13 protein-coding genes and 2 rRNA genes are annotated in these 16,975 nt (G+C 66.9%); 12 read left to right on the top strand and 3 right to left on the bottom strand.

Features of this window, described 5'->3' with window-relative positions:
* Positions 1-234 precede the first annotated feature (234 nt).
* From SMIR_RS15855 to SMIR_RS15805, 11 genes are all read left to right on the top strand, one after another.
* Positions 235-3,357, top strand: a 23S ribosomal RNA gene (locus SMIR_RS15855).
* 94 nt (positions 3,358-3,451) lie between these two features.
* Positions 3,452-3,568, top strand: a 5S ribosomal RNA gene (gene rrf, locus SMIR_RS15850).
* A gap of 74 nt (positions 3,569-3,642) precedes the next feature.
* Positions 3,643-4,287, top strand: coding sequence for an HAD family hydrolase (locus SMIR_RS15845; RefSeq protein ID WP_168494307.1), 645 nt, complete (start codon positions 3,643-3,645; stop codon positions 4,285-4,287).
* Between the two features lie 133 nt (positions 4,288-4,420).
* Complete coding sequence (locus SMIR_RS15840; RefSeq protein WP_212727140.1) at positions 4,421-5,143, top strand: VC0807 family protein; 723 nt, start codon at positions 4,421-4,423, stop codon at positions 5,141-5,143.
* A 60-nt stretch (positions 5,144-5,203) separates the two neighbouring features.
* Positions 5,204-6,448: an MFS transporter gene (locus SMIR_RS15835; protein ID WP_168494309.1), complete on the top strand. Its 1,245-nt coding sequence runs from the start codon at positions 5,204-5,206 to the stop codon at positions 6,446-6,448.
* Positions 6,399-7,571 carry an acetoin utilization protein AcuC gene (locus tag SMIR_RS15830; protein ID WP_168494311.1) on the top strand — a complete coding sequence of 391 codons (1,173 nt, stop codon included), beginning with the start codon at positions 6,399-6,401 and terminating at the stop codon, positions 7,569-7,571. Before SMIR_RS15835 ends, SMIR_RS15830 begins: the two co-directional genes overlap by 50 nt.
* Before the next feature lie 746 nt (positions 7,572-8,317).
* Complete coding sequence (locus SMIR_RS15825; protein ID WP_168501212.1) at positions 8,318-9,133, top strand: phosphatase; 816 nt, start codon at positions 8,318-8,320, stop codon at positions 9,131-9,133.
* A gap of 129 nt (positions 9,134-9,262) precedes the next feature.
* Positions 9,263-9,475, top strand: a complete 213-nt coding sequence (locus tag SMIR_RS15820) for a helix-turn-helix domain-containing protein (protein ID WP_004984898.1) — start codon at positions 9,263-9,265, stop codon at positions 9,473-9,475.
* 165 nt (positions 9,476-9,640) lie between these two features.
* The gene (locus SMIR_RS15815) at positions 9,641-9,739 is read left to right on the top strand and encodes a 30S ribosomal protein bS22 (RefSeq protein WP_003948845.1); all 99 of its coding nucleotides are present in this window, start codon (positions 9,641-9,643) and stop codon (positions 9,737-9,739) included.
* Positions 9,740-10,143: 404 nt separating this feature from the next.
* Entirely contained in the window at positions 10,144-11,205 is a 1,062-nt protein-coding gene (locus SMIR_RS15810; RefSeq protein ID WP_212728367.1) for an NAD-dependent epimerase/dehydratase family protein, read from the top strand.
* 14 nt (positions 11,206-11,219) lie between these two features.
* A complete protein-coding gene (locus tag SMIR_RS15805; RefSeq protein WP_168494313.1) occupies positions 11,220-12,302 on the top strand; it encodes a lysophospholipid acyltransferase family protein in 1,083 nt (360 codons plus the stop codon).
* 78 nt (positions 12,303-12,380) lie between these two features.
* On the opposite strand, the gene SMIR_RS15800 is transcribed toward SMIR_RS15805, so the two are convergent.
* The 3 genes from SMIR_RS15800 to SMIR_RS15790 all read right to left on the bottom strand — a co-directional run bounded on the left by SMIR_RS15800 (position 12,381) and on the right by SMIR_RS15790 (position 16,180).
* Entirely contained in the window at positions 12,381-13,604 is a 1,224-nt protein-coding gene (locus tag SMIR_RS15800; protein ID WP_212727139.1) for a DUF5667 domain-containing protein, read from the bottom strand.
* Between the two features lie 272 nt (positions 13,605-13,876).
* Positions 13,877-14,656, bottom strand: coding sequence for an ECF subfamily RNA polymerase sigma factor, BldN family (locus SMIR_RS15795; protein WP_168494317.1), 780 nt, complete (start codon positions 14,654-14,656; stop codon positions 13,877-13,879).
* A gap of 573 nt (positions 14,657-15,229) precedes the next feature.
* A complete protein-coding gene (locus SMIR_RS15790) occupies positions 15,230-16,180 on the bottom strand; it encodes an HAD family hydrolase (RefSeq protein ID WP_168494319.1) in 951 nt (316 codons plus the stop codon).
* Between the two features lie 128 nt (positions 16,181-16,308).
* Here SMIR_RS15790 and SMIR_RS15785 point away from each other — a divergent pair, with 128 nt between their 5' ends.
* Positions 16,309-16,608, top strand: a complete 300-nt coding sequence (locus tag SMIR_RS15785; RefSeq protein ID WP_075033738.1) for a glutaredoxin family protein — start codon at positions 16,309-16,311, stop codon at positions 16,606-16,608.
* Positions 16,609-16,975 lie beyond the last annotated feature (367 nt).

The raw sequence follows: 16,975 nt of genomic DNA, 5'->3' as shown, positions 1-16,975 counted from the left end.
GGTGGAACGTTGATTATTCGGCATCTTCAGTCATCTCAGGCTGTGAGTACTGCTCTTCGGGGCGTGGAAAGCTGATCATGAGTGGCGGGGGTGTCGGGCACGCTGTTGGGTGTCTGAGGGTACGGCCGATTGTTGGCTGCCTTCAGTGCCGGCCCCAGTGAACTCCGGTGGTAACCGGGGGTGATGGGTGGTTGGTCGTTGTTTGAGAACTGCACAGTGGACGCGAGCATCTGTGGCCAAGTTTTTAAGGGCGCACGGTGGATGCCTTGGCACCAGGAACCGATGAAGGACGTGGGAGGCCACGATAGTCCCCGGGGAGTCGTCAACCAGGCTTTGATCCGGGGGTTTCCGAATGGGGAAACCCGGCAGTCGTCATGGGCTGTCACCCTTGCCTGAACACATAGGGCAAGTGGAGGGAACGCGGGGAAGTGAAACATCTCAGTACCCGCAGGAAGAGAAAACAACCGTGATTCCGGGAGTAGTGGCGAGCGAAACTGGATGAGGCCAAACCATATGCGTGTGAGACCCGGCAGGGGTTGCGTATGTGGGGTTGTGGGATTTCTCTTTCACGGTCTGCCGGCCGTGAGACGAGTCAGAAACCGTTGATGTAGGCGAAGGACATGCGAAAGGTCCGGCGTAGAGGGTAAGACCCCCGTAGTCGAAACGTCAACGGCTCGTTTGAGAAACACCCAAGTAGCACGGGGCCCGAGAAATCCCGTGTGAATCTGGCGGGACCACCCGCTAAGCCTAAATATTCCCTGGTGACCGATAGCGGATAGTACCGTGAGGGAATGGTGAAAAGTACCGCGGGAGCGGAGTGAAATAGTACCTGAAACCGTGTGCCTACAAGCCGTGGGAGCGTCGCGCATTGAGTTTACTCAGTGCGTCGTGACTGCGTGCCTTTTGAAGAATGAGCCTGCGAGTTTGCGGTGTGTTGCGAGGTTAACCCGTGTGGGGAAGCCGTAGCGAAAGCGAGTCCGAATAGGGCGACATAGTAGCGCGCTCAAGACCCGAAGCGGAGTGATCTAGCCATGGGCAGGTTGAAGCGGCTGTAAGAGGTCGTGGAGGACCGAACCCACCAGGGTTGAAAACCTGGGGGATGACCTGTGGTTAGGGGTGAAAGGCCAATCAAACTCCGTGATAGCTGGTTCTCCCCGAAATGCATTTAGGTGCAGCGTCGTGTGTTTCTTGCCGGAGGTAGAGCACTGGATAGGCGATGGGCCCTACCGGGTTACTGACCTTAGCCAAACTCCGAATGCCGGTAAGTGAGAGCGCGGCAGTGAGACTGTGGGGGATAAGCTCCATGGTCGAGAGGGAAACAGCCCAGAGCATCGACTAAGGCCCCTAAGCGTACGCTAAGTGGGAAAGGATGTGGAGTCGCAGAGACAACCAGGAGGTTGGCTTAGAAGCAGCCACCCTTGAAAGAGTGCGTAATAGCTCACTGGTCTAGTGATTCCGCGCCGACAATGTAGCGGGGCTCAAGCGTACCGCCGAAGTCGTGTCATTGCAGCAATACGCCCAACGGCGGCTGTGATGGGTAGGGGAGCGTCGTGTGCCGGGTGAAGCCGCGCCGGAAGGCAGTGGTGGACGGTTCACGAGTGAGAATGCAGGCATGAGTAGCGATACACACGTGAGAAACGTGTGCGCCGATTGACTAAGGGTTCCTGGGTCAAGCTGATCTGCCCAGGGTAAGTCGGGACCTAAGGCGAGGCCGACAGGCGTAGTCGATGGATAACCGGTTGATATTCCGGTACCCGCTGTGAAGCGTCAAACATTGAACCAGGCGATGCTAAGTCCGTGAAGCCGCCCCGGAGCCTTCGGGCAAAGGGGAGTGGTGGAGCCGACGGACCAGACCTGCAGTAGGTGAGTGATGGGGTGACGCAGGAAGGTAGTCCATCCCGGGCGGTGGTTGTCCCGGGGTAAGGGTGTAGGACGTCAGGTAGGTAAATCCGCCTGGCACATAGTCTGAGACCTGATGCCGAGCCGATTGTGGTGAAGTGGATGATCCTATGCTGTCGAGAAAAGCCTCTAGCGAGTTTCATGGCGGCCCGTACCCTAAACCGACTCAGGTGGTCAGGTAGAGAATACCGAGGCGTTCGGGTGAACTATGGTTAAGGAACTCGGCAAAATGCCCCCGTAACTTCGGGAGAAGGGGGGCCATCACCGGTGATGAGTCTTGCACTCTGAGCTGGGGGTGGCCGCAGAGACCAGCGAGAAGCGACTGTTTACTAAAAACACAGGTCCGTGCGAAGCCGTAAGGCGATGTATACGGACTGACGCCTGCCCGGTGCTGGAACGTTAAGGGGACCGGTTAGTCACTCTTCGGGGTGGCGAAGCTGAGAACTTAAGCGCCAGTAAACGGCGGTGGTAACTATAACCATCCTAAGGTAGCGAAATTCCTTGTCGGGTAAGTTCCGACCTGCACGAATGGCGTAACGACTTCTCGACTGTCTCAACCATAGGCCCGGTGAAATTGCACTACGAGTAAAGATGCTCGTTTCGCGCAGCAGGACGGAAAGACCCCGGGACCTTTACTACAGTTTGATATTGGTGTTCGGTTCGGCTTGTGTAGGATAGGTGGGAGACTTTGAAGCGGCAGCGCCAGCTGTTGTGGAGTCGTCGTTGAAATACCACTCTGGTCGTGCTGGATGTCTAACCTGGGTCCGTGATCCGGATCAGGGACAGTGTCTGATGGGTAGTTTAACTGGGGCGGTTGCCTCCTAAAGAGTAACGGAGGCGCCCAAAGGTTCCCTCAGCCTGGTTGGTAATCAGGTGTTGAGTGTAAGTGCACAAGGGAGCTTGACTGTGAGACCGACGGGTCGAGCAGGGACGAAAGTCGGGACTAGTGATCCGGCGGTGGCTTGTGGAAGCGCCGTCGCTCAACGGATAAAAGGTACCCCGGGGATAACAGGCTGATCTTCCCCAAGAGTCCATATCGACGGGATGGTTTGGCACCTCGATGTCGGCTCGTCGCATCCTGGGGCTGGAGTCGGTCCCAAGGGTTGGGCTGTTCGCCCATTAAAGCGGTACGCGAGCTGGGTTTAGAACGTCGTGAGACAGTTCGGTCCCTATCCGCTGTGCGCGTAGGAATATTGAGAAGGGCTGTCCCTAGTACGAGAGGACCGGGACGGACGAACCTCTGGTGTGCCAGTTGTCCTGCCAAGGGCATGGCTGGTTGGCTACGTTCGGGAGGGATAACCGCTGAAAGCATCTAAGCGGGAAGCCTGCTTCGAGATGAGTATTCCCACCCCCTTGAGGGGTTAAGGCTCCCAGTAGACGACTGGGTTGATAGGCCGGATCTGGAAGGCGGGTAACCGCTGGAGGTGACCGGTACTAATAGGCCGAGGGCTTGTCCTCAGTTGCTCGCGTCCACTGTGTTGGTTCTGAAACCACGAACAACCCCATTCCCAGGGCCACTGGGCATGGTGCGGTAGTGACAGTTTCATAGTGTTTCGGTGGTCATAGCGTGAGGGAAACGCCCGGTTACATTCCGAACCCGGAAGCTAAGCCTCACAGCGCCGATGGTACTGCAGGGGGGACCCTGTGGGAGAGTAGGACGCCGCCGAACTCATTGTAGGGAGAACCCCCGTACCGGGAAATCGGTACGGGGGTTTTCTGCGTTCGGGGGCCTAGGGTTTTGTCATGCGCTATGACTTGGTGATCTTCGACAACGACGGCGTCCTCGTGGACAGTGAGCCGATCTCCAACACGATCCTGGCCGCCTATCTGACCGAACTCGGGCACCCGACCTCGTACGAGGAGTCCATCCGGGACTACATGGGGTCCGCCATGCACCGCATCCACGAGCTCGTCCAGGAGCGGAGCGGGCAGCGGCTGCCGGAGGAGTTCGACGACGTCTTTCACGGGCGGGTGTTCGCCGCCTTCGAGCGGGAGCTGCAACCCGTCCCCGGTGTCGTGCAGTTGCTGGAGAAGCTGGCCGCGGACGAGGTCCCGTACTGCGTGGCCTCCTCCGGGAGCCATGAGCGGATCCGGGTGGGGCATCGGAAGACCGGGCTCGACCGGTGGTTCGACGAGGGGCGTGTCTTCAGCTCGCAGGACGTGGGGCGGGGCAAGCCGGCACCCGATCTGTTTCTCTACGCGGCCGAGCGGATGGGCGTGGCGCCGCACCGGTGTGTCGTCGTCGAGGACAGTCCGCTCGGGGTGCGGGCGGCGAACGCCGCCGGGATGGACGTGTACGGGTTCACCGCCATGACACCGGCCGCCAAGCTCACCGGTGCCACTCAACTCTTCTCCGAGCTGGGCGAGTTGGCTGACCTGCTCGTATGACGGCACCCACCGCCCGGCACTGACATTTGTCACGCCCAGCTCCGGACGATCGTTTCTGTTGGCGAGTGGGGTCCGACCGCGAAGCTGAGTACATCGAACGGGACGTACACAGCGACGACGGAGGGACCCGATCATGAGCATCACGGCCATCGAGACCAGCACTGGAGCGACCACTGTCGAGGCACCGGCCGCCACGAGCGCCGATGTCGCCGCCAGGCCCAGCTTCCTGCCGCTGATCCTCGACGTGGCGGTGCCCGTCGGGTCGTACTACCTCCTCAAGAACGGGTTCGGCATGAGCACCATGGCGGCCCTCGGCTGGAGCAGCGTGGTGCCGGCGGTGCGGACCGTGTGGAGCGCGGTGAAGGAGCGCAAGGCCAACGCCCTGGCCGGGCTGATTCTGTTCGTCAACGTTGTCGGGCTGGCCCTCAGCCTCGTCGCCGGTGACCCGCGGCTGATGCTGGCCAAGGACAGTGGGGTCAGCAGCGCGATCGGCATCGGCATCCTGGTGTCCGTGAAGCTCGGCAGGCCGATGATGACGGCGGGCATGAAGCCGTTCCTCATCAAGGGCGACGCGGCCAAGAACGCCGCGTGGGACCGGCTGACGGCCGGCTCCCCGCGGTTCCGGAAGGCCGAGCGGACCTTCTCCCTGGTCTGGGGCGTGGCGCTGCTCGGGGAGTGCGTGGCGCGGGTCGTGGGCGCGTACACCCTGCCGGTCGACACGATGGTCTGGCTGGGCACGGTCGTGATGATCGGTGCGATCGCGCTGGCCATCCTGGTTGCCGGTCGGCTGGCGGTCGTTCCGATGGAGAAGATGCTGGAGAACGAGGTCGCCGGGACCATCCAGCCGAAGAGTTGAGCAAAATTCACCTTCGGTTGGATCTACCCACCGGTAAGCCGGGGCCCTACGCTCGCCGCCATGACAGATGTGCTGCGGCGCGGTAGGGCCTCTTTGGCGTTCAGCTTCTTTGCTCAGGGCGCCACCTTTGCCCTGCTCGTGACGCGCATTCCGGCCATCCAGGACCGGTACGGCGTCTCCGACGCGTTGCTGCCCGCGTTCCTGGCCGCCGTGCCGATCCTCGCCGGGGTCGGCAGCGTGACGACCGAGCAGCTGGTGAGGCGAATACGGCCCAGTCGGCTGCTGCGCTGGTCCCAGCCCGTTGTGCTCCTGGCGCTGCTCGGGGTCGGGTCGGGGGACCGGCTCGTCGAACTGGCGGTCGCGCTCGGCGCCTTCGGGCTCGCGGTCGGCGCGCTCGACGCCTCCATGAACATGCTCGGGGTGAGCCTCCAGCGGACGTACGGGCGCAGCATCATGCTCGGCTTCCATGCCACGTACAGCCTGGGCGGGATCGTGGGCGCCTCGCTCGCGTGGGTCGGGGCGCACTGGCATCTCTCGCTGTTCGTGTCCTATCTGCCGGTGGTGCTCGTGCTGCTGCCGGCGGCGTTCGTGGGGAGTCGGTGGTACGTCGACGGGGGCGCCGCCTCTGTTCCTGAGGCCGATGCCGAGGCCGCCGCCGAGGTCGGGAAGGGGCAGGGGCAGAGTGGGGCCCTGGTCTTCAGACTGCTGTTGCCGCTGTGTCTGGTGATGACGTTCGCGTACATCGGGGACTCGACAGTTTCAAACTGGAGTGCGAAGTATCTGCAGGACGTGCTGGGCAGTTCGGAGCAGTTGGCGACCGTTCCGTACAACGTCTACATGGTGATGACGCTGGTGGGACGGGCCGTCGGGGACTTCGGGGTGCGGCGGTTCGGGGCGGTGGCCGTCGTACGGCTGGGGGCGGTCGTGGCGGCGCTGGGGTTCGCGGTGGTGGCGGTGGCGCCGGGGGCGTGGGTCGGGATGCTCGGGTTCACGTTGCTGGGGCTGGGGTTGTGTGTGCTGGTGCCGCAGACGTTCGCGGCGGCCGGACGGCTGTTTCCGGGGGCTTCGGATGCGGCCATCGCGCGGCTGAACATCTTCAATTACGTCGGGTTCTTGATCGGTTCGCCGTTGGTGGGGGCGTTGGGCGACGCCTGGAACTACCGGGGCGCCATGCTTGTACCGATGGTGTTGGTCCTGGCGACCTTGGGGTACGCCCGCTCGTTCGCGCCCGAACCGGACCGATACGGTGACGGACATGAGCGGCCGCGCACAGCTGATGTGGGACGAGGCAGTAACGGGCTATGACTTCGGCCCGGACCATCCGATGGATCCGGTCCGGCTTGCGCTGACCCGGCGACTGGTCGATGCCTTCGGGCTCGACCGGGAGGTGGATGTCGTCGCGGCGAAGCCGGCCGGGGAGTCGACGTTGCGGCTCGTGCATCGTGAGGACTATGTCGAGGCGGTCAAGGCCGCGTCGGTGGATCCGGGGGCCGCGGACGCCTCGTACGGGCTCGGGACCATGGACGATCCCGCCTTCGCGGGAATGCACGAGGTGTCGGCGCTGATCGCCGGGCAGTCGGTCGGGGCGGCGGAGGCGGTGTGGCACGGGGACGCGCTGCACGCGGTGAACTTCGCGGGTGGGCTGCACCATGCGATGCCGGGTGGGGCGTCCGGGTTCTGTATCTACAACGACGCCTCGCTCGCGATCGCGCGGCTGCTGGAGCTGGGGGCCGAGCGGATCGCGTACGTGGATGTCGATGTGCACCACGGGGACGGGGTGCAGGCGGCGTTCTGGGAGGACCCCCGGGTTCTGACGATCTCGCTGCACGAGCATCCGCGGACACTGTTCCCGCAGACCGGGTGGCCGGAGGAGACGGGGGCCTCCTCGGCGGAGGGCTCCGCCGTCAACGTCGCGCTGCCGGCCGGGACCGGGGACGCGGGGTGGCTGCGGGCGTTCCACTCCGTGGTGCCCGAGCTCGTCGCCGAGTTTCGGCCGCAGGTGCTTGTCACCCAGCACGGTGCCGACACCCACTTCGAGGATCCGCTCGCTCATCTCGCCGTCTCGCTCGACGCGCAGCGGGCCGTGCAGGTCGCCTGTCACGACCTGGCGCACGAGTATGCCGACGGGCGGTGGGTCGCGTTGGGTGGGGGCGGGTACGCGGTAGTGGACGTCGTACCGCGGTCGTGGACGCATCTGGTCGCCGTCGCGGCGGGGCGGCCCATCGACCCTGAGACGGTGATTCCCGAGAGCTGGCGGCAGGAGGTCTTCGCTCGCACGCGGCAGTTGGCGCCCGTGCGGATGACGGACGGGCGGTGGCCCGTGTCCTGGAAGGGGTGGGAGTCCGGGTACGACCCGGCGGACCGCCTCGACCAGGCGATCGTCGCGACGCGCCGTGCGGTGTTCCCCCTACGCGGCCTCCTCCCCTGACACCCACCAGCGCCCACCACCCCGTCCCCGCTCCCTGAGCCCCCGACTCCTGGCGGGGCTGCGCCCCTGCACCCCGGGGGCTGTGCCCCCGACTCCTGGCGGGGCTGCGCCCCTGCACCCGGGCGGGCTCTGCTCCGGACTTCCCGCGGTGTATGCCCGTCCCCTTGGCGGGGCTGCGCCCCGGCCCCCTTACGGGGCCGCGTTCCTGTATCCCACCTGGGGAGCCTCTGCCCCGGTCCTCCCGTGGGGCTGGGCTTCGGAACCCCCGGCGTGGCTCCGCCCCTGCATCCCCGGGGCTTCGCCCCTGGCGCCCCGGCGGTATGTGCCCCGGCATCCCCGGAGCTCCGCTCCGGTCCTCCCGTGGGGCTCCGTTTGCATTCCCTTGGCAGGCCTGTGTCCCGGACTTCCTTGCGGGGCTGCGCCCTTGTATCCCAGCTTTGGCTCCGCCCGAACTTCCCGGCCGGGCTCCGCCCGACCCCCCGGACCTCCCGTGGGGATGTGCCCCGTCCCCGCGGCGGGGGTGCGCCCCAGCCCCCCGGCGGGGCTCGGCTGGCCCCCGGCGGGGCTCGGCCTGCCCCCCGGCGGGCTGCGCCCAGGACTCCGGCGGGGCTCCGCCGCGCCCCCAGCGGGGCTCCGCTCCGAACCCCCGGCGGGAGCAGCCGGGGCAGAGTGTGTATTACGCCAAGTGTGGGGTGTTTTCAGGAAATTCGGGGTTAAGGGGGTTCATGTGCGTCAGCATCGCTGTCGTGTTGAGCACCGGAGCATTACGTGCGCACCTGCTGGCGGCCCGGTTGGCCGGGCCCGTTGCGACCTCGCGTGAGGAGAGTCTGCGGAGCTATCGGCTCTTCGCGGCCCGCGATCCCCGTGTGCTGCTCGGGCTCGATCCCGAGTGGACGTGGGAGCAGCGGGATCTGATCGAGTTGATGGCCGACAAGTGTGGAGTTTCGGCCGATCCGACGCACACGAGTGGGCATGATGTGATCGACCCCGAGCGGACTTTGGTCGCGCTCGATTCCTTCGCGGCGCGACTCGGAACGGCGGCCCGGAAGCGCGAGGCGGTACTCCTCGGGACCGGTCATCCGCACCGTCTGCTCGGTTTCTACGCCGCCCTTGCGGACGCCCTGTCGGCGGCGGGATGTACCGTCCTCACCCCCGCGCAGGGTAGCTCTGTCGACATAACGACCCGGTTCGGTCTACGCACGTACAACCTTGACTACGTACAAGGTGTCGCGCTGGTACGCGAACCCGGCACGCAAGCCCCCGGTGGTGCGACCGGCGCACATACCCACTCACCGCTGCCGGTTCGGACCGTTCTGGCGGCCGCCGCGGAGGGTGGCGGGCCGCTCCCGGAACTCGTCATCGGGGACCACGGCTGGGTCTGCGGAGCAGGTCAGCTGGGGTTCGAGGCCATGGGGCTGGCCGATACGGACGATCCTGCGCTCTTCGTCGGAGAGGCAGAGGGGCGGGTGTCCGTCGTCGTTCCGCTTGATGACGCTGTGCGGTCTGATTACTACCGACCGCTTACTCGCTATGTACTCAATCGAGCGTGTCTGTCACAGTAGGCGGCCGATGCCATCCCCTCTTCCCCACTCGCATCACCCGCCCCTACATTGGGGAGTGAGCACGCAACGACGAAGAGTCACCGGAAGGGGAAGCCGGTGGCCGTCGAGTGCGGAAGGTTCAGGTGTGTCATGGCTGCAGCTGGCGAGAGGCCTCTGAACGAGGTTCAGTTCCTTACCGTGGCGGAAGTCGCCTCGGTGATGCGAGTGTCGAAGATGACCGTGTACCGCTTGGTGCACAGTGGTCATCTGCCGGCGATCCGGGTGGGGAGGTCCTTCCGGGTGCCGGAGCAAGCGGTTCACGAGTACCTCCGCGAGAGCTATGTGGGGGTGGAGACAGCCTGACGGATGCTTCGAGGGGTTCCCGAGAGGCCCTTGTGGCCGCCTCGGGAATCCACTCGGATCCCCTCGATTACGACCTCAGCGCTCGGACGGGTAGGCTGGCCCCTCATAGGTCGTGTGGGCCCATGCAGCCCAGCACCGAGTAAAGAGAAGTGAGCGAGGGTAGTCGTGGGCTCTGTTATCAAGAAGCGGCGCAAGCGGATGGCCAAGAAGAAGCACCGCAAGCTGCTCAAGCGCACTCGCGTTCAGCGTCGCAACAAGAAGTAGGGCCGTGCCCCGCATCGCGGGGCTCGTCCTTGCGCTTGTGCGAGCGCTGCGAACGGCGCGCTCTGTGGCCCCCCACCGGCCGGTGGGGGGCCACAGCCGTTTTCCGGCCGGAGTCAGGGCCCCCGGCTTCCGCCGTCGCGGCGGCTTTCGCCCAGAGCGGGTACTTTCCGAGAGGAGCGGGCGCGCGTCTCCTGCGCGAGGGCCCCGGAGGGCGATGCTGTGCATACGCCCGTGTGCCGTGTGGCTTGGTCTGATCGTATGTCCGTGGCTGTCGTCACTTCGTGCATCGGGTGGTCATCACAGCGCAACATCAACCCGCTAGGTTGGCGGCACACGGGGAACACGGCAGGGTACGAGCAGAGCTAGGTCCGCTCATGTCCAGAACGGGAAGAGAGGCGCTGATCTTGGGGAAGGTCGTGCTCGTCACCGGAGTGGCCCGTCAGCTGGGAGGCCGGTTCGTACGACGGATCCAGCGTGACCCCCAGGTGGACCGGGTGATCGCCGTGGACGCGGTGCTGCCCGACCACCATCTGGGCGAGGCCGAGTTCGTCCAGGCCGACATCCGCCAGCCCACGATCGCCCGCGTGCTCGCCGAGCACTCCGTCGACACGGTCGTCCACATGGACGTGACGGGCATCGCGCTGGGCGGCGGCAGCCGGACGACGGTCAAGGAGACCAACGTCATCGGCACCATGCAGCTGCTGGGCGCCTGCCAGAAGTCCCCGTCGGTCAAGCGGCTCGTCGTGAAGTCCAGTACGAACGTCTACGGGTCCGCGCCGCGAGATCCGGCCGTGTTCACCGAGACCACCCCGCCCAAGTCGCTGCCCAGCGGCGGCTTCGCGAAGGACACGGTGGAGGTCGAGGGGTATGTGCGTGGCTTCGCGCGGCGGCGGCCCGACGTCGCCGTGTGTGTGCTGCGGTTCGCGAACATCCTCGGGCCGAGCGCCGACTCGCCGCTCGCCTCGTACTTCGCGCTGCCGGTGCTGCCGACCGTCTTCGGCTACGACCCGCGGCTGCAGTTCGTGCACGAGGACGACGTGATCGAGGTGCTGCGGATCGCCTCGCACGATCCACAGCGCGGCACTCTCAACAGCGGCACCTTCAACATCGCCGGAGACGGCGTCCTGTTGCTCTCGCAGTGTGCTCGACGTCTGGGGCGTCCCACGGTGCCCCTGCTGCTGCCGGCGCTCAGCTGGGCGGGCACGGCGGTGCGTACCCTGGGCGTGACGGACTTCTCGCCGGAGCAGCTGCGGCTGCTCACCCACGGCAGGGTCGTGTCGACGAACCAGATGCGCGAGACGCTGGGCTACAAACCGAGATACTCGACCGCGGAGACCTTCGCGGACTTCGCACGCAGCCGGGGGCCCGGACTCCTGCCCCCCGAGGCCCTCGCGGGGGCCGTCGACCGGATCGCCGCGCTGCGTTACGTGGGCGGCGGCAACCCCCCGACACTGAGCGCCAACTGAGGAGCGCATCGACGATGGCGGACGCCAAGGTCATTCCGTTCGACGACGACCGGTCGCGCGGGGGTGCTGTGCAGCGCCCGCCGCGGCGGCGGGCCGCGGGGAGCCGGCGCAAGGGCGATCCCGTGGTGGTACGTGAGGTCCAGCCCCTGCCCGGCCGGACCTTCCCGCAGGATGATGTTCCTGTGACGCGTGAGGAACAGCCGCCTCAGCCGTCGACGCCGAAGAACGCGCCGTCGACGTCACAGGCGCGGGAGGGTGGCGGGCTGGAACGGCGCGTCGCCGGTGGTCTCGCCTTCCTGCGCCGGCGCCTCACCGGTGACTACGAGATCGATGACTTCGGGTACGACCAGGAGCTCACCGAGCAGGTCCTGATGTCCCTGATCCGGCCGCTGTACGAGAAGTACTTCCGGGTCGAGGTGAAGGGCATCGAGAACATCCCGACCGACGGCGGCGCGCTGATCGTCGCCAACCACTCGGGCACCCTCCCGTTGGACGGCCTGATGATGCAGGTCGCCGTCCACGACAACCACCCCGAGAGCCGCCATCTGCGCCTTCTCGCGGCGGACCTGGTCTTCATGCTGCCGGTGGTCAACGAGCTGGCCCGCAAGGCCGGTCACACCCTCGCCTGTGCCGAGGACGCCGAACGGCTTCTGGAGCGCGGCGAGCTGGTCGGTGTGATGCCGGAGGGCTTCAAGGGCATCGGCAAGCCGTTCGGCGAGCGCTACAAGCTCCAGCGCTTCGGCCGGGGCGGGTTCGTGTCGACGGCCCTGCGGCAGGGCGCCCCGATCATTCCGTGCTCGATCGTCGGCGCGGAGGAGATCTACCCGATGATCGGCAACGCGAAGACGCTGGCGCGGCTGCTGGGTTTCCCGTACTTCCCGATCACGCCGACCTTCCCGTGGCTGGGTCCGCTGGGCGCCGTCCCGCTCCCCACGAAGTGGACGATCCAGTTCGGCGAGCCGATTCCCACGGACGGCTATCCGCCGGAGGCCGCCGAGGACCCGATGCTGATGTTCAACCTGACGGACCAGGTCAGGGAGCAGATCCAGCACACGCTGTACAAGCTGTTGGTGCAGCGCCGGTCGGTGTTCTTCTGACGGACGTTCCGCCGGTGACGGACATACGAGGCTGGGGGCGCCCTTCCTGAGAAGGGCGCCCCCAGCCTCGTACCGGAGTTACTTGCTGTCCTCGCTGTCGATGCCCAGACCCGGCAAGAGACCGGGCAGCAGCGGGGGCAGGGTGACGTCCGGCGCGCCACTCGTCGGGCTGGACTTGCCGGCCGACGGGGACGAGCTGGTGCTGTCCTTGGGCGGGTCCAGGAGGCCGCCCGTGGTGCCGCCGAGCAGGCCCTCGCCGGTACTGCTGGAGCTGGACGGCTTCGGCTTGCCGCTGCCGTGGCTGCCGGTGGTGGAGCCGCTGCTGTCGCTGGGCGCCGGACGGTCCGTACCGGACGACGAGCCCGGGGCGTCCGAACTGGCACCCCGGTGACGGCCTGTGCCCTCCTTCGCCGGGGTGCCCGGGAGCAGCGGGTCGACCTCTTCGTCTATGGCGGCGAACACCGACGAGACCTGCTGACTGACGTCGCCGAGCTGGACGGGCAGCCGGTCGCGCAGCGCGCCCCAGGCCTCGCGGTGCGACTGGGCGAAGGCGGACAGGGCCTGGATGGGGCCCAGCGAGCCGTCCCGCTCGTACGCCTCGTACAGCAGGCGGTGGCCCTCGGAGGCGTCGTGCTGCATGCCCGACAGGGCGCGGCGGATCTCGCCCAGGGACTCGTGGTCGAGCTGGCCCGAGCGGCCCCGCTCCATCAGCCGGCGTGCCTCGCTCAGGCGTGTGGACGCCTGGTCGAGGTAGAGCTCGCCGCGGTCGCTGTCGCCGTGGGCCAGGCCGAGTTGGATGTCCTCCATGCCTCGTTTGAGCCCGTAGAGCGAGTCACCGGGCAGGGCGTCGGAGCTGGCGGCTGCCACGCCGCCGAAGGCTCCCGCGGCCACACCCACGGTGAGCCCGCCCGCGGCCAGGCCCTTGGACAAACGCGAACGCGGTCGCAGCTTCCCCAGTCCGGTCGCCCGGTGTGCGCCCCGTGCCCGGTGCGAGCGCTGCTCGGGCACGGAACGGTCCGGGCCTTCGCCCCCCGCGGCGGTGCCTTCCAGCAGCATGGCCTCCATCGCTGCCACGAGCTGTGCTCGCTGCACGACCTTGACCTCGGGGTCCAGCTCCGGTTTGGGCAGTTCGCCGAGACCGGTGGCGAGGGCCAACAGGAGGCCCTGCTCGGTCTGTTCCGATGCAGCCCGGGACGGTGCCGATCCATCGGGCTGCTCGGCCGCCGTGCCCTGGTCGGACTGCTCCTCCAGGGCCTGGGCGAAGGCGTTCGCCCGCCGGTGTGCCGATACGTTCGCGATCACTGGCGGCACCTCCTCTCGTCAAGACGGTCGACTCCCCAGGGGGTCCTGAGGGTTGCACGCCCCGAGCGCATCCACACGATCGAGTGATCGGCGATGGCCGGGTCGTGACCACAGGGAGCCTGTATCCCGCACAACGAGCGTCGCGGCACTTGGGTTACGGACGACGGATGACCGGACCGCGAAGTCAACGGACTTTCACGGAAGGTGAGTTGAGTGTCGCAGAGCGTGTGGGATCACCATGGCGTTCGTACGGACCGGCGTTCGTACGGGTTTCAGCGGGCGTCGTCCGGGAGGAGCCGCGCCAGGGTGCGGACGGCTCGATACTGGAGGGTCTTGATGGCGCCCTCGTTCTTGCCCATCACCCGTGCGGTCTCGGCGACCGAGAGCCCTTGCAGGAAGCGCAGGGTGACGCACTCCTGCTGCTGGGGGTTGAGTCGTCGTACGGCGTCGAGCAGGGCCGCGTTCGACAGTGACTCCAGGACGGAGTCCTCGGGGCTTCGCTCGACCTCGTTCGCGTCGAGCATTTCGCCGGTGGTCACTTCGAGTCGGAATCGGCTCGATTTGAAGTGGTCCGCGACCAGGTTGCGGGCGATGGTGACCAGCCAGGCGCCGAAGTCACGGCCCTGCCAGGTGAACGTTCCGATGCGGCGCAGGGCGCGCAGGAACGTCTCACTGGTGAGGTCCTCGGCGGTCGCCTTGCCGCCGACGCGGTAGTAGATGTAGCGGTACACGGTGTCGCTGTACTGGTCGTAGAGGCGGCCGAAGGCGTCGGCCTCGCCGGCCTGGGCGCGCTCGACCAGATCCATCATCCGGGCGCTGTCGCTGTCTGCGGCCGGGCGGCGTGCGGTGGGCGTGGCGGCCGGGCCCGAGCGGCCTCGTCTGCCGACCGCCGCGCTGCCCTCGGCCAGGGCGTAGCAAGGACCGAGGGGCGCGGGGACGGCGGCGAGGGCGGGGACGGCGTACGCGGTGGGGACGAAGCCGCGCAAACGGTCCAGGACCGTTGCGCGCAGCGTAGCCAGGCCCGAGGCGTCAACCCCGACGTGTGAGTACACGGGACTCCCAGAGGCAGAGCTTCCATCACGTGCAGTGCGGGACCTTTCACCCGTCGTAGCGACGGAGGGGTACCGGTTTGCGTCTGAGGAGAATAACGCTTCGTACAGGCAGCGCTACACCGAGTTGCTCAAATCATCGATTACGTCGCTTCTGTAACCGATTGACGCCGGATCAAGTGCCGGACAGTGACCGGTTGTTGATCGGATTGGTTCGGGTTCCGTCTGGGTGCGAGGCGTGTTGTGGCCGTGTGGGGGTGGGGTGACTGGGCGGGGGGCCGCGGGGGTAGGACAGCAGATTGGCCGACTCCGGGCGAGATCCTCGGGGGCTGCGCCCCCAGACCCCCGTGGGTTGGTTGCCTGCGGGCCGGTGGGGGCTTGGCGCGCCGTTCCCCGTGCTCCTGGGGGCGGGGCTGCGCCCCAGCCCTCGGCCCCCGTCGGCCTGAACGGCCTCGTCCTCATACGCCGGACGGGTTGGAGGCCTTCAGGGGTGCGGGGAACTGCGCGACCAGCCCCCATCGGCCGGCAGCCGAACAGCTGCAGACGGCCGGGGGATCCGGGGCGCGGCCCCGGGGGTCAGCGGCGGCGGCGGTGGAGGGCGATGGCGGCTGCTGTGCCGCCGGCCACGGCGCCGACGCCGGCCGCGGCGGGGATGCCGACCTTCGCGGCCTTGCGGGCCGTGCGGTAGTCGCGCAGACGCCACTCGAACGTACGAGCGTGCTTGCGGAGTTTCGTGTCCGGGTTGATCGCGTAGGGGTGGCCGACCAGGGACAGCATGGGGATGTCGTTGTGGGAGTCGCTGTAGGCGGCGCAGCGGGAGAGGTCCAGGCCCTCGGCGGCGGCCAGCGCGCGGACCGCCTCCGCCTTCGCCGGCCCGTGCAGGGGCTCGCCCACCAGCTTGCCCGTGTAGACGCCGTCCACCGACTCCGCGACCGTGCCCAGCGCACCGGTGAGGCCCAGCCTGCGGGCGATCACCGTGGCGATCTCGACGGGGGCCGCCGTGACCAGCCAGACCTTCTGGCCCGCGTCCAGGTGGGCCTGGGCGAGGGCGCGCGTACCGGGCCAGATGCGTTCGGCCATGTACTCGTCGTAGATCTCCTCGCCGATCGACATCAGCTCCGCGACCCGGTGGCCCTTGACGATCGAGAGTGCCGAGTCACGCGCGTCCTGCATGTGTTCCGGGTCCTCGACTCCGGCCAGCCTGAACCATGCCTGCTGCCAGGCGAATCGGGCGAGGTCGCGGGTCTCGAAGAACTTCCGTTTGTACAGGCCCCGGCCGAAGTGGAAGAGGGCGGCGCCTTGCATCACGGTGTTGTCGAGGTCGAAGAAGGCCGCGGCCTTCTCGTCGCCGAGGACCGGGAACTCCGGTTCCTGGTCGGGCGCGTCGACGTCGGGCGCGGCGTCGTGGGCTAGTTCCTCCAGTTCCTGGGAGGACTTGCGCGCTGCCTCCGCCGAGGCCTCGCCTGCCAACACGCTCCGCGCGGTGGCGGAGCGCCTACGGGGAGTGAGCCATCCGAGAGCGGCCATGTCGTGAGCATAGCCAGTTTGTTCGGAGCTTCCGGAGTCGAGAGGATGCGAGGCTGTGAACTCTCCGCGACCGAGCCGTTAAAGAAGTCGTCCGACCGGCACCTCCTGGCCGCGCGGGTGGCGGGAGAATGACCCGTATGAGTTCCATGTTCCGGCGCGGTGGGCGCCGTACGACGCAGAAGGCACCCTCGGAGCGGCTGGTCACGCTCATCAGGAAACCTGGTTGTCATCTGTGTGATGACGCACAAGAAGTGGTGGAGAAGGTGTGTGGGGATCTCGGGGTCCCCTGGGAGCACAAGGACATCACCGAGGATGAAGAGCTGCACCGTGCCTACTGGGAGCAGATCCCCGTGGTGCTGGTGGACGGGGCGCAGCACACCTTCTGGCGTGTGGACGAGGCGCGGCTGCGCAAAGCCCTCGCTCCGTAGCGGCGCCTTGTGGCGCGGTGTGGCGCGGTGTGGCGCGGTGTTCCGTCCGGATTGTGCCGTGATCGGGTCCGGGCCCCGTCCTGACCGGTGAGTCCAACGGGTCCGGAAAGTCGCCTAGGATCGACGGCGATTGGTCTCGGGGGCGGGATTTGTTGAGGAGAGTGTACGGTTTTGCCCCCTTCAGGTGCGGAACGAAGTTGTGCGCGAGCCGGTTCCATACGGGCGCGCCGGGAGTGCGTGACCCCCGTCACGTTGCCCGGGCAAATCGGACACCATCTTTGTGCACGCGTTCACAAAGACATAGCCTGCATTCGACGGGGCGGTCTAGGTACGTGTGACCGCCTGCAGCCCCGCGCTACCCGCAGGA

Source organism: Streptomyces mirabilis, from assembly GCF_018310535.1.
Lineage (GTDB): Bacteria > Actinomycetota > Actinomycetes > Streptomycetales > Streptomycetaceae > Streptomyces.
Note: the sequence above shows the minus strand (reverse complement) of the source record. Positions and strands in the feature narration are given on the sequence as shown.